A 15537-nucleotide genomic window follows, 5' to 3' on the forward strand; every position below is an offset into this window, starting at 1 on the left:
TACGCGGCACCGCGGACAGCCCGGCGGACCTCGGGCCCGCCGGTCCCCGCGGACCGCGCTCAGCGCACGACGGTGTCCGGGTCGGCGTCCAGGAGCGCGAGGTCGGCGCGCGACGGCAGCCCCTCCCAGTCGCCCGGCACGGTCACCGCGAACGCCCCCGCCGACGTCGCCAGCGCCAGCCGCTCCTCCGGCGGCAGCCCCAGGCACAGCCCGCCGAGGTAGCCCGCGCCGAACGCGTCCCCGGCCCCCACCGGGTCCACGACGTCGACCCGGCGGGCCGGGACGCGGCGGAGCACGCCCTCGACGCTGGACAGCGAGCCGGCGGCGCCCTTCTTCAGCAGCACCTGGCGCGGCCCCAGCGCGGTCAGCCCGGCGAGCAGCGTCCCGTCGTCCGGGCCCTCGACGAGCAGCCGGGCCTCCTCCTCGGTCGCCAGGACGACGTCCGCCGAGCGCACCAGGTCCTGCAGCACCGGCGCGGCCTCGGCCGGCGACCACAGCGCGCTGCGGTAGTTCAGGTCCACCGACACCGGCACGCCGGCCGACCGGGCCTCCTCCACGGCCGCGAGGACCGCCTGCCGCGCGGAGGAGCTGAGCGCCGGCGTGATCCCGGTGACGTGCAGGACCCCGGCGCCGGCGACCGCAGCGGGGTCGACGTCGTCCGGGGACAGACGGGAGCCGGCGCTGCCGGAGCGGTAGTAGAGGACGCGGGTGGCCCGCGCGGTCCGCCGCTCCTTGACCATCAGCCCGGTCGGGGCGCCGGGGTCGACGACGGCGGTCGTGGTGACGCCCTGCCCGCGCAGCGTCGTGGTGACCAGGCGGCCGAACTCGTCGTCCCCCACGCGGCCGATCCACGTGGCCGGCACGCCCAGCCGGACCGCGCCCACGGCCAGGTTGGACTCGGCGCCGGCGATGCCCAGCCGCAGCGCGGGCGCGTGCCGCAGGAGACCCACCTCCGGCGGCCACAGCAGCGCCATGGTCTCCCCGAGCGTGACGACGCCGCGGCCCCCCGCCGCGGTCACGCGCCGCTCCTCCCGCGGGCCACCGCGTCGAGCGCGGCGCGGGCGCGGTCGGCCAGCCCGGCCAGCTCCGCGTCGTCCTCGAGCGCCCGGCCGAGCAGCGGGCCGCCCATCCCGACGGCGACCGCGCCCGCCTGCAGGTAGCCGGACACGTCCTCGACGCCGACGCCGCCGGTGGGCACCAGGAGGACCTCGTCCAGGGGGCCGCGCACCTCGCGCAGGTACCGCGGGCCGCCGGCCGAGCCCGCCGGGAAGACCTTCACCGCGCTGGCCCCGAGGTCCCAGGCACGGGCGATCTCCGTGGGCGTGAGCGCGCCGGGGTACCAGGCCAGTCCCCGCTCGGCCGCGCGCCGCCCGACCGCCTCGTCGGTGTTCGGGGCGACGACGAAGACGGCGCCGGCGTCCGCGGCGCGGTCGACGTCCTCGGCCCGGCGCACCGTGCCGACGCCGATCTCGGTCCCCGCGCCGACGTCGGCGGTCAGCCGGCCGACGACCTCCAGCGCGCCCGGGGTGTTCATCGTGACCTCGAGGCAACGGACGCCGGCGTCGAGGAGCACCTCGCAGGCGGCGGCCAGCCGCTCCCCGGAGCGGCCGCGCAGGATGGCGACCAGGCCGCTCCCGGTGAGCACCGGTCCGGGCTGCAGCCGTGTGCCGGTCATCGCGCCGCTCCCATCCGCCGGACGCCCTCCAGCAGGTCCTCGGTCGCCGTGGCCAGGGACAGCCGCACCCACCCCTCGCCGAGCGGCCCGAACGTGGTGCCGGGCGCCACCGCGACGGAGTCCCGGCGCAGCAGCTCCAGCGCCCACGCGCCCACGTCCCCGCCGCTGCGGTCCCGGACGTCGACCCACAGGTAGAACGCCCCCTCGGGGCGCAGGTACCCCATCCCGCAGGCGCCGAGCGCGGCGACGGCGAGGTCGCGCCGCTCGCGGTAGGTCTCGCGCATCGCGACGACGTCGTCCTGGGGGCCGCGCAGCGCCGCCAGCGCCGCGGCCTGGGCGGGGGCGTTGACGCAGGCCAGCAGCGGCTCCTGCAGCTTGGCCGCCTGCCGGGCGACCTCCTCCCCGGGGCTGACCAGGTAGCCGACGCGCAGCCCGGTCATGGCGTAGGTCTTGGAGAAGCTGAACGCGCTGAGCACCCGGCCGTCCCGGTCGAACCGGCCGGGGCTGACGTGCGGCCGGTCGAAGGTCAGCGCGTCGTAGCACTCGTCGGAGAGCAGCCACAGGTCGTGGTCGTCGGCGAAGCGGACCAGCGCCTCGACGTCGTCGGCGGGGAGCACCGTGCCGAGTGGGTTGGACGGGGTGTTGACCACGATGAGGCGGGTGCGGTCGGTGACCAGGCCGGCCAGCTCGCCCGGGTCGGGGCGGAAGCCGTTCTCCGGCCGGAGCGGGTAGCGCACCGGGACCGCCTGCAGCAGCTGCACCGCCATGGCGTAGTTGGGCCAGCCCGGGTCGGGGATGAGCACCTCGTCGCCGGCGCCGATCGTCAGGGACAGCGCGTTGTGCAGCGCCTGCGCGCCGCCCGCGGAGACGACCACCTGCGCGGGCGTCGTGGGGAAGCCGTTGACCGTGCTGACCTTCTCCGCGATCGCCTGCCGCAGCGGGTCGATCCCGGCGTTCGGGACGTAGTGGGTCTCCCCGGCGGCGTAGGCCGCCCGCGCGGCCTCGACGACGTGCGCCGGCGCGGGGAAGCTCGGCTCCCCCACGTGCAGGCCGATCACCGGGCCGGGCAGGCTCCACGCGAGGTCCATCACCTGTCGGATGCCGGAGCGCGGCATGGTCTCCGCTCCGGTGGCCAGGCTGGGCATGGGTCGGTCGTCTCCTCGTCGGGGTCGGTCAGGCCGCGGGGGCGGCCAGGCGGGGGAACAGCGCGCGGGCGGTGCCGCCCGTCACGCGCGCCGCCTCCCGCTCGGTCAGGTCCGGCAGCGCGGACGCCACCAGGCCGCGGAGGGTGTCGTACCCCGGGACGTCGCTGGGCCACGGGTGGTCCGAGCCCCACAGCAGCCGGTCGGCGCCGTAGGCGGCGGCCAGCCGGCGCGTGACCGGGAACAGGTCGGCGTACGGCGGCTCCTCGGCCGACAGCGCGTACTGGCCCGAGACCAGCACGTGCACCCGCGGCGCGTCGGCCAGCCGCAGCAGCCGCTGCACCAGCGGCTCGGGCAGCGGGTCGTCGAACCGGGGCCGGCGGTGCTCGTCGACCCGCATGTCGTGGGGGCAGAAACCGAGGTGGTTGAGCACGACGACCAGGTCCGGCAGCTGCCGCACCAGCTCCTCGAGCAGGGGCAGCTGCGGGGGCGGCAGGTAGCTCCACAGCGGCAACCCGTCCTCGGCCATCAGCCGGAGCACCGGCAGGGCCGGGGACTCGGCGACCGGCATGGACGGGTCGCCGAGCCAGCCGGTGCGCAGGGCGCCGACGTCCCAGCGTTCGCGCCGCCGGCGGAGTGCTGCGACCGGGTCGGCGCCGGCGGTCCCCAGCTCGGCCCCGGTGGCGACGGCGACGCCGGCGAACCGGGTGGGGAACCGGTCGAGGGCGTCGGCGATGTCGTCGTCGTGGGTGTCCAGGGCCACGAGCACGGCCGCGTCCACGCCCGCGGCCTCCATGCGGGCGAGCAGGTCCTCGGCGGGCGCCTCCCGGTCCGCCGGGGCCAGCTCGTCCACCCCGCGCGGGGAGACGGCGGCGGACCGGAAGACGTGCGCGTGGCCGTCGACCACGCCGCCGCCGACGCTCACCGCCGGGTCCGGGTGACGAAGACCGCCGCCGCCGCGAGGATCACGACGCCGCGGATGAGGTCGGTGAGCGTCGCCGGCAGCTGGAGCAGCGTGACCGAGCTGCTGACCAGCGACAGCAGCACCACGCCGCCCATCGTGCCGACCAGGCTGCCGCGCCCCCCGAGCAGCGACGTCCCGCCGAGGACGACGACGGTGATCGCCGACAGCTCCAGGCCCTGCCCGGCGGTGGGCGACCCGACCGTGGCCCGCGCGGCGAGCAGCACGCCGGCCAGGGCGGCCAGGACGCCGGCGAGCACGTAGGCCGTGACGAGGACCCGCGCCACCGGGACGCCGTTGGACCGGGCCGCCGCCTGGTCCCCGCCGACGGCGAACAGCTGCCGCCCGAACGCCGTCCGGTGGAGGACGAACGCGACGACGGCGAGGGCCAGCACCAGCACGCCGAAGGAGTAGGGCACCGGGCCGATCCGCTGCAGCGCGATCGTCGAGAGCGCGGTGGTGACCCGCCCCGTCGGCGTGGTGCTGATCGTGAAGGCCGCGCCCTGGATGAGGTAGAGCGTGGCGAGGGTGACGATGAACGGCGGGAGCCCCACCCGGGCGACCAGCACGCCGTGCAGGAGGCCGACCAGCGCGCCGAGCACGAGCATCCCCACGACGACGGGCGCCGTGCGGATCGGGTAGCCGTTGATGAGGATCGCCGTCAGCAGGGCCGACAGGGTGGCGAGGGACCCGACCGCCAGGTCGATCCCGCCGCTGAGCACGACCAGGTGCTGGCCGAGCGCCGCCAGGCCCAGGACCACGGTGGCCGTGAGGACGTTGGCGATGTTGGCCGGCGCCCAGAACCCGCCGGCGTCGGCCACGGTGAGGGCCAGCACCGCGACGGCGACGACGATCCAGACCGCCGCCCCGGTGCGGGTGAGGCTCGCGAGCAGGGACCCGCGGGTGCGGGCGGGCGCGACCCCGGCCGCGGCGCTCACCGCGCCGCCCCCGCGGTGTCCAGGGCGAGGTGCATGACGTTCTCCTCGGTGACGTCCTCGCCGGCCAGCTCGCCGACGACCCCTCCCGCGCGGCAGACCAGGACGCGGTGGGACAGCCCGAGGACCTCGGGCAGGTCGCTGGAGACCACGACCACCGCCATCCCCTCGGCCGCCAGGCCGGCGATCAGCCGGTAGATCTCCGCCTTGGCGCCGACGTCGACGCCGCGGGTGGGCTCGTCGAGGAGCAGCACCCGCGGGCCCCGCCGCAGCCACTTGGCCAGCACGATCTTCTGCTGGTTGCCGCCGGAGAGCTGCCAGGTGCCCTGTTCCGGACCGGACGCGCGGATGCCCAGGCGGGCCTGCTCCTCCTGGAACACCGCCCGCTCCCGGCGGACGGAGAGGAAACCGCCGCGCAGGACCTGCCCCAGCGCGGCCAGCGTGGTGTTGGCGCGCACCGGCAGCGGCAGGACCAGCCCGTCGGTCTTGCGCTCCTCCGGGACCAGGGCGACGCCGGCGGCGATGGCCCTGCGGGTCCCGGTGGGCACCGGGCGCCCGGCCACCTCGACCGTGCCCGCCGCCCGCCGGTGCTCCCCCGCGATCGTGCGCAGCAGCCGGCTGCGGCCGGAGCCGACCATCCCGGCCACGCCGACGACCTCGCCGGCCCGCACGTCGAGGTCCAGCGGCGCGGGCGCCCGGTGGGTGCTGACCGGGACCAGGCCGCGCACCCGCAGCACCGTCTCCGCGCCCGGCTCGGGCAGCGGCGGGAAGACGGCGTCGACGTCGCGGCCGACCATCTCGCGGATGATCCGCGGGACGTCGTACCCCGCCGACGGGCCGGTCGAGACGACCCGCCCGTCGCGCAGCACGGTCACGTCGTCGGCGAGGTCGGTGACCTCCTCGAGGAGGTGGCTGATGTACACCACCGCCACGCCGTCGGCGGCCAGCCCGCGGACGACGCCGAACAGCGCCTCCAGCTTGTCGCCGGAGAGCACCGCGGACGGCTCGTCCAGGACGATCACCCGGCTCCTGCGCACCAGCGCGCGGGCGATCTCGACCATCTGCTGGTTGGCCAGCGACAGGTCCTCGGCGCGGGTGCGGGGGTCGAGGTCTCCCAGGCCGACGCGGGCCAGCGCGGACCGGACCTCGCGGTCCTGGGCCGGGCGGTCGAGGACCCCCCGCGCGGTGCGCTCCTGCCCGAGCATCACGTTGTCCTCGATGCTCATGGCCGGGAGCACGGTCAGCTCCTGGTAGACGGCGGTGATCCCGGCCGCCATCGCCTGCCGGGGATCGGTGAACCGGACCGGCTCGCCGTCGAGCAGCAGCTCGCCCTCGTCGGGCACCTGGTTGCCGGTGAGGATCCGGACGAGCGTCGACTTGCCGGCCCCGTTCTCACCGACGAGGGCGTGGACCCGACCGGGCCGACACGAGAGGTCGGCCCGGTCGAGCGCCCGCACGCCGGGGAAGGACTTGCTCAGTCCCCGCGCCTGCAGGACGGCCGTCGTGGAGGACGCCATCGGATCAGCACAGCCCCAGTTCGCGCAGCTGCTCGTCCGGGAGGCCGGAGGGGACGAACAGGTTGTCGCTGCACTCGGGCCGCACGTACTCGTCGATCTGCTCGTGCGTGAAGCTCGGGCTGTCGATGTACACCTTGTCGAGGACCGGCTCGCCCTCGAGCACCGACATCGCCGTGTCCAGGCACTCGGTGCTCTGCTCGGGCGGGAAGGACGACAGCGCGAACTTGACGTCGGTGCCCTGGACCGCCTTGAGGAAGGCGTTGATCGCGTCACCGGTCATCGGCGGCACGGGGCGCCCCGCCTCCTGGTAGGCCTGCACGACGCCCAGGTCGCCGTAGCCGGAGTCCGACCAGATGCCGTCGAGCTCCGGGTACTGCGTCACCAGGTTCGCGGCCACCGTCTTGGCCACCGTCGGCGACCACTCGGTGTACTGCTCGGTGACGACCTCGATGCCCGGGTACTGCGAGAACACCTCGAGCGCCGCGGCCTTCTGGAACTCGGCGGTCGGGACGCCGGCCAGGCCGCTGAGGACGGCCACCTGGCCCTCGCCGCCCAGCTGCTGCACCAGCCACTCGGCGTACATGGTGCCGAGCAGCTCGTACTGGCGGGTCACGGTGGACACCGCGCCGCTGTCCGCGCCGAGCCGGCCGGCGCAGAGGACCACCGGGATGCCCTGCGAGGCGGCCGCCTGGACCTGGCCGGTGATGCCGTCCCCCATGGGGACGACGACCATCGCGTCGGGGTCCTGCGAGGCCAGCTGCTGGATGTTGTCGACCTGGGCGGTGGCGTCGCCGTTGGCCGAGGCGTAGAGGACCTCGACGCCGAGCTCGTCGGCGTGGGCGCGGAAGGCCTCCTCGTTGGTCAGGCCCCAGGAGTTGGTCGGGCCCTGCGCGGCGAAGGCGATCCGGTAGGTGTCGCCGCTCTTCGGCTCGGCGGCCCACTCGGAGGTGTCGACCTCGCAGATCTCCTCCTCGACGGGCTCGAGCTCCTCGAGGCCGAGCTGCTCGGCCGCCGTGGTCCACGCCTCCCGGTAGGTCGTCTGCGCCTCCTCCGAGTTGGCGCACTCCTCCCCTCCGCCCCCGCTCGCGGACGTGCCCTCCTGCTCCGTGCCGCAGGCCGCCACCAGCGCGGCCGCCATGCCGAGAGCCAGGGGCAGGCGCAGCCGGCCCCCGCGGCGCGAGGTGCTGACGTGTGTCCTCATCGCACTCCATCCCTCTGCTTGTTCCGACGAGGGGACCGGACGGTCCACCCGCTGCTCTGGAGCCAGACGGCTAGCAGGATCACCGCGCCGCTCACCACCAGCTGCGCCCCCGCCCCGGCGCCGAGCTGCCGCAGCCAGGCGAGCAGCACGGCCAGGAGGACGACACCGGCGACCGTCTGGCCGATCCGGCCGCGCCCCCCGGTGAGGGCGATGCCGCCGATCACCGCGGCGGCGACGGAGTTCAGGTCGAGGCTGCGGGACAGGCGCGCGTCCACGTAGCCGATGTAGCCGGCGTTGATCAGCCCGGCGAGGACCGCGAGCAGGGCCGAGGCGACGAAGCAGCCCACGACGATCCACCCGGTGCGCACCCCGGACAGCGCCGTCGCCCGGGCGTTCGCCCCGGTCGCGTAGAGCCGCCGCCCCAGGCCGGTGCGGGACAGCACCACCCCGGCGACCACCGCGACGGCGAGGAAGACCCAGGTGGGGACGGGGACCCCGAGCCAGCGTCCGGTCCCCAGCCCGCCGAGACCGCCGGGGATGTCACCGGAGGGGGCGCCCCGGGTCCACGCGGTGATGACGCCCTGGACCAGCACGAAGGTGGCGAAGGTGGCGACGAACGCCGGCACCAGCCGCCGCACCACGAGCAGGCCGTTGAGCAGCCCGACGACCGCGCCGGCGCCGAGCGCGAACAGGACGGCGCCGAGCAGCCGGTCGTCGTCGCCCCGCGTGTACTCGGCGAGGATCACCGTGGTCAGCCCGACGACGGCGCCGATCGACAGGTCGATGCCCCCGACCAGGAGCACCAGGGTCTGACCGATCGCCGTCACGCCGATCAGGCCGACCTGGAAGAGCACCAGCCGCAGCACCCCGCCGCTGTAGAAACCCGGCGTCGTGACCGCCGCCAGCAGCAGGACGACTGCGAGCCCGGCCAGCGGGGCCACCAGCGACAGGGCCCGGCGCAGGAGGTCCCGGCCGGCGCCCGGTCCGGCCTGCGCCGTCCCCGTCGTCGTGCCCTGCGGCGGCGCGCCGGCGGTCACGACGTCCCCCCGCGCTCCCGCGCCGTGAAGGCCCGGCCCAGGTGCTCGTACAGGTCGACGGCCCGCCGCACGGCGGTGACCGACACCCACTCGTCGGCGCCGTGCGCCCGGCACAGCAGCCCCGGGCCGAGCGCCGGCAGGGTGGCGATCCCCTGGGCGGCGGCGAACCAGGTCGCGTCCGTGGTGCCGGGGAAGACCGACAGCGGCGGCGCGCCGCCCAGCACGGCCTCGCACGCCTCCTGCGCGGCACGGGCGACGGCGTGGCCCGCGGGCACGGCCGCCGGCGGCAGCCAGTCGTTGGGGGCGGCGTCGTACTCCACCGCGAGGTCGGCCCCGGTGTCGCCGGCCACCCGGGTGACCAGCCCGCTGAACGCGTCGGTCACCGCGCCCCGGTCCATGCCCGGCAGGAGCCGGACCTCGGTGTCGACGGCGACCCGGCCGGGCAGCACGCCGTAGCCGACGCCGCCGCGGAAGGTCATGCCGGTGTTGACGGTGGCCGCCCAGCCCTCGAGGGCGTCGTCGTTGGCCGGCACGGCGAGCTCGAGGTCGTCGGCGACGGCGGTGACCAGGCGGGCGGCGTCGACCCCGGCGTTCCGGGTGCCCGGGACGCCGGACAGGCTCGAGTGGCCCTGCCGGCCGCGGGCGACCAGCCGCAGCCGGGCGATCCCGCGGCTGACGAGGTGCACCCGGTCGAAGTCGTCCTCGATCCCGCCGGGCTCGCCGATCACGACGGCGTCGGCGTCGAGCGGCCGGGTGGAGGCGACGTGGTGGGCGCCGTAGGTGGCGCCGTCCTCCTCGTCGGCGGTGAGGAGCAGGCTCAGCCGGCCCCGCCCGCCGGGGTCGCGGGCGAGCCGCGCCGCGGCCACCAGCATCGCGGCGATCGCGGCCTTCATGTCGGCCGAGCCCAGCCCGTACAACCGGTCGCCGTCGACGTCGGCGCCGAGCGGGTCGACGGTCCAGGCGGCGTCCCCGACCGGCTTGGTGTCCAGGTGGCCGGACAGCACGAGGTGGCTGCCGCCGGGCCCGAGGTCCAGCGTCACCAGCAGGTTGGGGCGCGCCGGGTCCAGCGCCAGCACCTCGGCGGCCGGGAGGCCGAGGGCCGACAGCGCGTCCCGGACCACGCCCGCGACGGCGCGCTCGTCGCCCGGGGGGTTCGGGCTCGGCGTCCGCACCAGCGTCCGCGCGAGCTCGACGACGTCGAGGACGTCGCCGGCCGGTCCGTCCGCCGCCCCGGTCACTTGTACCGCCGCGCCCAGTCCTGCCCCTGCCACGTCTGGAACGTGACCGGGACGAGCCGGTAGAGCCAGCGCGGCTTGTCGAGGGTCGGCTCGAGGTACTTCGGGCCGTTCTCGCCCAGGTAGCGGGTGGACATGCGCTCGGCGACGGGCACCCACCGCCCGCCCACGTTGGGGCGCTCGACCAGCTCGGCGCGGCACTGGGCCACGACCTTCCGCTGGGCGCCCTCCTCGTCGACGGTGATCGCGCACCGCGGCTCGGCCGCGAGGTAGCGGCCCCACGCCGCCTTCTCGCGCGGCACCACCCAGAACGCCTCGCCGTCCCACTCCTGCCAGCACGGCACGACGTAGGGCCACCCCTGGTCGTCCAGGCAGGCCAGGCGCGCGATCCGCGGCTCGGCCAGGAACGCGGCGACCGCGTCCTCGTCGAGCTTGCCGACCGTGCCGCGCCAGCTCTCGTCCTCGCTCACGGGATCCTCCTCTCGGCGCCCGGGGTCTCCGGGGCGCTGGTCAGGACGCCGGCCGGGCCGTTCCCGTCCAGCGGGGCGCCCAGCCGGCGGGACAGCTCCGTGGTCACCCGCAGCACGTCGGGCGCCAGGCGCTGCACGTCGTCGCTGGTGAAGCGGTAGGCCGGCGCGGACACCGACAGGCCGGCCACGACGGCGCCGGTGTGGTCGCGGACGGGGGCGGCGACGCAGCGCACGCCCTCCTCGTTCTCGATCTCGTCCGTGGCGTAGCCGCGCTCGCGGACGCCGCGGACGTGCCCGAGGACCGCGGCCGCCTCGGTGAGGGTGTTCTCGGTGCGCCGCTCCAGGGGGTCGGCCAGCAGCGCGAGCACCTCGTCGTCGTCCCGCCCGGCCAGCAGCACCTTGCCGATGCCGGTGGAGTGCAGGGGGTTGCGGGAGCCGGGCCGGGCGGCCGGGCGGACCGGCTTGGGGCTGTTCACCGCGGCGACGTAGAGCACCTGCCGGCCGTCCAGGACGCCGAGGAAGCAGGTCTCGCCGCTGATCTCGACCAGCTCCTCCATGAGCTCGGCGGCCTGCGAGCGCAGGTCCAGGCGGTCGAGGAAGGACTGACCCCACGCGGCGACGCGCGGGCCGAGCGTGTAGGCGCCCTGGCCGTCCACGCGGAGCACCTCCGCCCGGCAGAGGACGTCGAGCAGCCGCAGCGCCGTGGGGCGCGGCAGGCCGCTGGCCTCGACCAGGTCGACGAGACGCAGCGGGCGGTCGCTGTCGGCCACGTGCTCGACCAGCCACAGGCCCTTGACCAGGGCCTTGGCCGATCCGACCGCAGAAGTGGACGCAGCGTCCAGTTCGGCTTTGGACACGGGGTCCATTCTGTGGCGATCACGTTCCCGCACAAGCCCCCCGTGCGTGACGATCTCGTTTCCCGGCGCCTCGGTGCCTCCGCTGTGCGGCGCCGCCGGACCGCCCGACGCGGCTCAGAGGGTGAGCTCGAGCGGGAACTCGACCTGGCCGCGGTCCTCGACGCGGACGAAGCCCGGGTCCGGCGCCGAGATGCCGGAGTCGGCGAACACGACCGGGATCGCGCCGGAGACCTCGACCCCGTCGGCGTGCGGACGACGGAGAGGTCGGTCTGGACCTGGCGGGTCGTGCCGCGCAGCGTGAGGTCACCGGTCACCGGCACGGTCACCGGGGTGCCGGACAGCTCCGGCAGGTCCACCGGCCCGCGGACGGTGGAGGTCGCCGTCGGGTACGTGCCGACCTCCATGACGCTGTCCCGGAAGTAGCCGTCCCGCTGGCTGCGGTCGGTGGTGATGCCGGCGACGTCGACGGTGACCTCGGCCGAGGCCGTGTCCCCGCCCTGCACGACGACGGAGCCGGTGACCCGGTCGGTGGTGCCGGCGACGGTGACGTCGGCCTCGTTGAGCACCTCGTCGACGCGGTAGCCCGCCGAGGAGCCCGCGGCGACGGTCCAGGTCCCGTCGGTGTCGGCGGTCAGCTCGACGTCGGAGGGCTGTGCCTGCACCGTCGGCGCCGCGGCGGCGTCCTCCTCGAGCGCGGCGTAGACCAGCGGGCCCACGCCCAGGCCGGGGGCGAGGACCGCGACCGGTCCCCCGACGATCCACCACGCGCGACGGCGACGGGCCATCACGGGCTCCCCTCCTTGACGGTTCAAGGAGACTGGCGCACCGACCTGGGAGCCGGCTGTGGACCGCGCCACGGAGCAGGACGTGGGGCACGGAGCAGGACGTGGGGGAGGAAAGAAGGGACCCCCCGCGTACCCGCCAGAGCCCGCTTATCCTTGCTGCCTTCCGGCCCTGGGGAGGTTCACGGGGTGACGCCACACGAGGGGTCTGCCCCCACTGTAGAGGACGCCGCCCGCTAGCCTCACGGTCCATGGCCCCCCGGCGCGCCCTCGTCCTGCCCCCGCCCCGCTCCTGAACCGGAGCACCGCGGGCTGACCCGCGCGGCCGCCACCCCCGCCGGCCGCCGCTGCGCCGTGCTCCGGACCCGGTCCCCCGTCCGGAACCAGCGCCCAGGAGCGTCGTGTCCACCCCGTCCTCCCCCGCCCTCTCCTCCCCCGCAGCGAGTCGCGGGTTCCTCCTCGTCGTCCTCGCCGCGCTGTGCTGGGGCACCTCCGGTCTGTCCGGCCGGCTGATCGCCGACCGCAGCGACCTGTCGGCCCTCGACATCGCCTGGTACCGCCTCGCGATCGGCGCCGCCGCCCTCGCGGTCGCCCGGCTCGCGACCGCCCGCCGCCGCACCACCGCGGTCACGGTGACCCGGCCGGTCGCCGTCCGGCTCGTCCTCGTCGGCGCCGGGCTGGGCGCCTACCAGCTCGCCTACTTCAGCGCGGTCGAGCGCGCGGGCGTGAGCATCGCCACGCTCGTCGCGCTCGGCCTCGCGCCGCTGCTCGTCGCCGTCGGGGGCACGCTGCTCGGCCACGGCCGGCCGAACCGGGCGACGGCCGCCGCGCTGGCGGTCGCCCTGGTCGGGCTCACGCTGCTGGTCGGCGTCTCCGCCGGCGCCGGCACCGGGACGACGGTGCTGCTCGGCGCCCTGATGGCCAGCGGCTCGGCGCTCGGCTACGCCGTCGTCACGCTGGCCGGGAGCGGCGTGCCGGCCGGCGTCCCCGTGACCCTGACCGGCTTCGCCGGCGGCGCGCTGCTGCTGACCCCGGTGGTCCTGGCCGAGGGGCTGTCGGTGCCCACCGACGGCGCGGCGCTGGCCGTGCTGCTGTACCTGGGCGTGGTGCCGAGTGCGCTGGCCTACGGCCTGTTCTTCACCGGCGTGCGGACGGTGCCCGGCGCCGTGGCCTCGATCGTCACGCTGCTCGAGCCGCTCACCGCGACCGTCCTGGCCACCGCGTTCCTCGGGGAGCGTCTGGCCCCGGCCGCCGTCGCGGGCGGCCTGCTGCTGCTCGCGGCCGTGACCGGGCTCTACGTCCGCCAGCTGCGGCGGAGTCCGGAGCCGGTGGCCGGGACGTAGACGACGACGGGCTCCCGGCGGTCGGCCGGGAGCCCGTCGTGCGGCTGCGGAGGATGGGAGATTCGAACTCCCGAGGGGTTGCCCCCAACCCGCTTTCCAAGCGAGCGCCATAGGCCACTAGGCGAATCCTCCCGTGCACGCCGATGGTACCGGGCGCCGCGCCGCGGGTCAGCCGCCGCCCCGGCACGGGCGCGCCGCCCCGGGTGGTCCGCGCGGGCGGCACGGGGCAGGCTGGACCGGTCGGGCTCCGCGCGGGGTCCGCACGGGGGCAGCGAGGAGGCAGACGGATGAGCGAGCCGGCCCAGGTCCGACCGGAGGTCGTGGAGGCGATCGTGGCCGTCCTGCACGGGGCCGACCCGTCGGGGCTGCCGCCCTCGGCGACGGCGGAGGAGAAGGCGGCCGCCAAGGACCGCTACCTGTCGGAGTTCGCCGCCGAGCGCAGCAAGCGCGACCGCCAGGCCCAGGCGTGGGAGCTGCTGCTGACCCGCGGCTACGACGAGCCGCCGACGTGGGCGCGGCTGTTCGACGACCTGGCCCCCGACGCGGTCGCGCAGCTGGGCGAGCTGTACGACGTCCTGCCCGAGGGGGCGCAGGAGGAGTACGCACGCCGCTTCGGCGTCCCCAGCACGGTCTGAACCGGCCCGTGCCGGGCGCCCGCCTCCGGGGTAGGAGCCGCCCGTGACCTCCACCGTCCCCGGCCGCCTGGTGGCCGGCCGCTACCGCCTCCTGGAGCGGATCGGCGGCGGCGGCATGGGCGCCGTGTGGCTGGGGCGCGACGAGCTCCTCGACCGCCGGGTGGCCGTCAAGCAGGTGCTCCTGCCGGTCGGCGCCGACCCGGAGACGACCGACCACCACCTCCAGCGGGCGCTGCGCGAGGGCCGGATCGCCGCGCGGCTCACCCACCCGCACGCCATCTCGGTCTACGACGTGGCGCTGGAGCAGGGCGTCCCGTGGCTGGTCATGGAGTACCTGCCCTCCCGCAGCCTGGCCGTGGTGCTGGCCGAGGACGGGCCGCTGCGCACCGACCAGGTGGCGCAGGTCGGCGCCCAGCTGGCCGACGCGCTGGCCGCCGTCCACGCGGCCGGGATCGTGCACCGCGACGTCAAGCCGGCCAACGTGCTCATCGGCCGCGGTGACCGGGTCGAGGGCCTGGTCAAGATCACCGACTTCGGCATCTCGCACGCCGCCGGCGACGTCACGCTCACCCAGACCGGGCAGATCACCGGGACGCCGGCCTTCCTCGCCCCGGAGGTCGCGCAGGGCAGCGGGATGACGCCGGCCAGCGACGTCTTCTCCCTGGGCGCCACCCTCTACACCTGCGTGGAGGGGCAGCCCCCGTTCGGCATGGACGACAACGCGTTGCGCCTGCTGCACCGGGTCGCCGGAGGGGAGATCCGCCCGCCCGCCCGCGCCGGGTCCCTGGAGCGGCCGCTGCTGCGGATGCTCGCCCGCGACCCCGCGGACCGGCCGGGGATGACCGAGGTCCGCGACGTGCTCGCGAAGCTGGCCGCCGGCCGCGACGGCGACACGACGACGGTCCTCCTGGCCCGCACCGACCTGCGGTCCTCCCGTGACCGGGACCGGACCGCCGCGGTGCCGGCCCCGGTGCCCCCGACCGACCCGGCGGCCCGCGCGGACCCGCCGACCGCCGTCCAGCCCGCGGCCGTCCCCGCCGGCCCGCCGGCCCGCGAGCCGGCGCCCGCCGCCCGCCCCGAGCCGGAGCCCGTCCGGACCGGGTCCCCCGTCGGCCCCCGCCGCGCGCGCCGCCGTCCGCTGCTGATCGCCGCGCTGGTCCTGCTCGTCGTGCTGGCCTCGCTCGGCACCTGGCTGGCCGTGCGCGGCGACGGCGGGAGCCCGTCGGCCGACCCCGCACCGCAGAGCTCGGCGGACCCGACGTCGCCGGCGCCGGAGCCGACTCCCGAGCCCGCGCCGGAGACCGGGTCCGCCGGGCAGCCGACGGAGGAGGCGGAGGAGCCCACTCCCGAGCCCACGGACGAGGGGACGCCGGCGGACGAGGCCGAGCCCGCGTCGGACGCGGAGACCGAGGTGCGGCAGACCCTGGAGCAGTACTACGAGTACCTGCCCGGCGACCCCGAGAGCGCGTACGCGATGACCGGGCCGAGCCTGCGGTCGCGGGCGAGCCTCGACTACTACCGCGACTTCTTCGGCCGCTGGGACGAGGTGTCGCTCGTCGACGTCCGGGACGTCGAGGAGCAGGACGACGGCCTCACCGCGACCAGCCGGGTCGAGTTCGTGCGCGGCGGCGAGCGCGTGGTGGAGACGCACGCGGTGACGTTCGTCCGCGGCGACGACGGGGAGCTGCTGGTCGACCTCGACGTCGTGGCCTGACCCCGGGGACGACGACGGCGGCGCCCCGTCGCG

The 15537-nt window shown here is 76.4% G+C and carries 14 protein-coding genes, 1 tRNA gene, 1 other RNA gene and 1 pseudogene; 3 read left to right on the top strand and 14 right to left on the bottom strand.

Annotated features, from left to right (window positions below):
• Positions 1-59: 59 nt before the first annotated feature.
• From ACI796_RS15795 to ffs, 13 genes and pseudogenes are all read right to left on the bottom strand, one after another.
• On the bottom strand, positions 60-1019 hold the full coding sequence (locus tag ACI796_RS15795; RefSeq protein ID WP_456942178.1) for a sugar kinase: 960 nt from the start codon (positions 1017-1019) through the stop codon (positions 60-62).
• Positions 1016-1675: a bifunctional 4-hydroxy-2-oxoglutarate aldolase/2-dehydro-3-deoxy-phosphogluconate aldolase gene (locus tag ACI796_RS15800; RefSeq protein WP_456942179.1), complete on the bottom strand. Its 660-nt coding sequence runs from the start codon at positions 1673-1675 to the stop codon at positions 1016-1018. The genes ACI796_RS15795 and ACI796_RS15800 overlap by 4 nt, the downstream gene beginning before the upstream one ends.
• Positions 1672-2820: a pyridoxal phosphate-dependent aminotransferase gene (locus ACI796_RS15805; protein ID WP_456942180.1), complete on the bottom strand. Its 1149-nt coding sequence runs from the start codon at positions 2818-2820 to the stop codon at positions 1672-1674. Before ACI796_RS15805 ends, ACI796_RS15800 begins: the two co-directional genes overlap by 4 nt.
• Before the next feature lie 28 nt (positions 2821-2848).
• Positions 2849-3742: an amidohydrolase family protein gene (locus ACI796_RS15810; protein WP_456942181.1), complete on the bottom strand. Its 894-nt coding sequence runs from the start codon at positions 3740-3742 to the stop codon at positions 2849-2851.
• On the bottom strand, positions 3739-4716 hold the full coding sequence (locus tag ACI796_RS15815; protein ID WP_456942182.1) for an ABC transporter permease: 978 nt from the start codon (positions 4714-4716) through the stop codon (positions 3739-3741). Before ACI796_RS15815 ends, ACI796_RS15810 begins: the two co-directional genes overlap by 4 nt.
• Positions 4713-6230 carry a sugar ABC transporter ATP-binding protein gene (locus ACI796_RS15820; protein WP_456942183.1) on the bottom strand — a complete coding sequence of 506 codons (1518 nt, stop codon included), beginning with the start codon at positions 6228-6230 and terminating at the stop codon, positions 4713-4715. Before ACI796_RS15820 ends, ACI796_RS15815 begins: the two co-directional genes overlap by 4 nt.
• Before the next feature lie 4 nt (positions 6231-6234).
• Positions 6235-7431: a substrate-binding domain-containing protein gene (locus tag ACI796_RS15825; protein WP_456942184.1), complete on the bottom strand. Its 1197-nt coding sequence runs from the start codon at positions 7429-7431 to the stop codon at positions 6235-6237.
• Complete coding sequence (locus ACI796_RS15830) at positions 7428-8468, bottom strand: ABC transporter permease (protein WP_456942185.1); 1041 nt, start codon at positions 8466-8468, stop codon at positions 7428-7430. The genes ACI796_RS15825 and ACI796_RS15830 overlap by 4 nt, the downstream gene beginning before the upstream one ends.
• Positions 8465-9739, bottom strand: a complete 1275-nt coding sequence (locus ACI796_RS15835) for a M20 family metallopeptidase (protein WP_456942186.1) — start codon at positions 9737-9739, stop codon at positions 8465-8467. The genes ACI796_RS15830 and ACI796_RS15835 overlap by 4 nt, the downstream gene beginning before the upstream one ends.
• Positions 9703-10173, bottom strand: coding sequence for a pyridoxamine 5'-phosphate oxidase family protein (locus ACI796_RS15840; protein ID WP_456942187.1), 471 nt, complete (start codon positions 10171-10173; stop codon positions 9703-9705). The genes ACI796_RS15835 and ACI796_RS15840 overlap by 37 nt, the downstream gene beginning before the upstream one ends.
• Positions 10170-11030 (bottom strand): IclR family transcriptional regulator, encoded by an 861-nt coding sequence (locus tag ACI796_RS15845; protein WP_456942188.1) that lies wholly within the window; start codon positions 11028-11030, stop codon positions 10170-10172. Before ACI796_RS15845 ends, ACI796_RS15840 begins: the two co-directional genes overlap by 4 nt.
• A gap of 308 nt (positions 11031-11338) precedes the next feature.
• Positions 11339-11815: pseudogene (locus ACI796_RS15850) on the bottom strand (YceI family protein); the annotation flags it as partial.
• Between the two features lie 113 nt (positions 11816-11928).
• An RNA gene (ffs, locus tag ACI796_RS15855) (signal recognition particle sRNA small type) lies at positions 11929-12024 on the bottom strand.
• Between the two features lie 189 nt (positions 12025-12213).
• On the opposite strand from ffs, the gene ACI796_RS15860 reads away from it, so the two are divergent.
• On the top strand, positions 12214-13155 hold the full coding sequence (locus ACI796_RS15860) for a DMT family transporter (protein WP_456942189.1): 942 nt from the start codon (positions 12214-12216) through the stop codon (positions 13153-13155).
• A gap of 47 nt (positions 13156-13202) precedes the next feature.
• On the opposite strand, the gene ACI796_RS15865 is transcribed toward ACI796_RS15860, so the two are convergent.
• Positions 13203-13287: transfer RNA gene (locus tag ACI796_RS15865), tRNA-Ser, on the bottom strand.
• Between the two features lie 155 nt (positions 13288-13442).
• On the opposite strand from ACI796_RS15865, the gene ACI796_RS15870 reads away from it, so the two are divergent.
• Together ACI796_RS15870 and ACI796_RS15875 are read left to right on the top strand one after the other, a co-directional pair.
• Positions 13443-13790: a hypothetical protein gene (locus tag ACI796_RS15870; protein ID WP_456942190.1), complete on the top strand. Its 348-nt coding sequence runs from the start codon at positions 13443-13445 to the stop codon at positions 13788-13790.
• A 43-nt stretch (positions 13791-13833) separates the two neighbouring features.
• Entirely contained in the window at positions 13834-15504 is a 1671-nt protein-coding gene (locus ACI796_RS15875; RefSeq protein ID WP_456942191.1) for a serine/threonine-protein kinase, read from the top strand.
• Positions 15505-15537: the final 33 nt, after the last annotated feature.

This window comes from Geodermatophilus sp. SYSU D00525 (assembly GCF_054050475.1).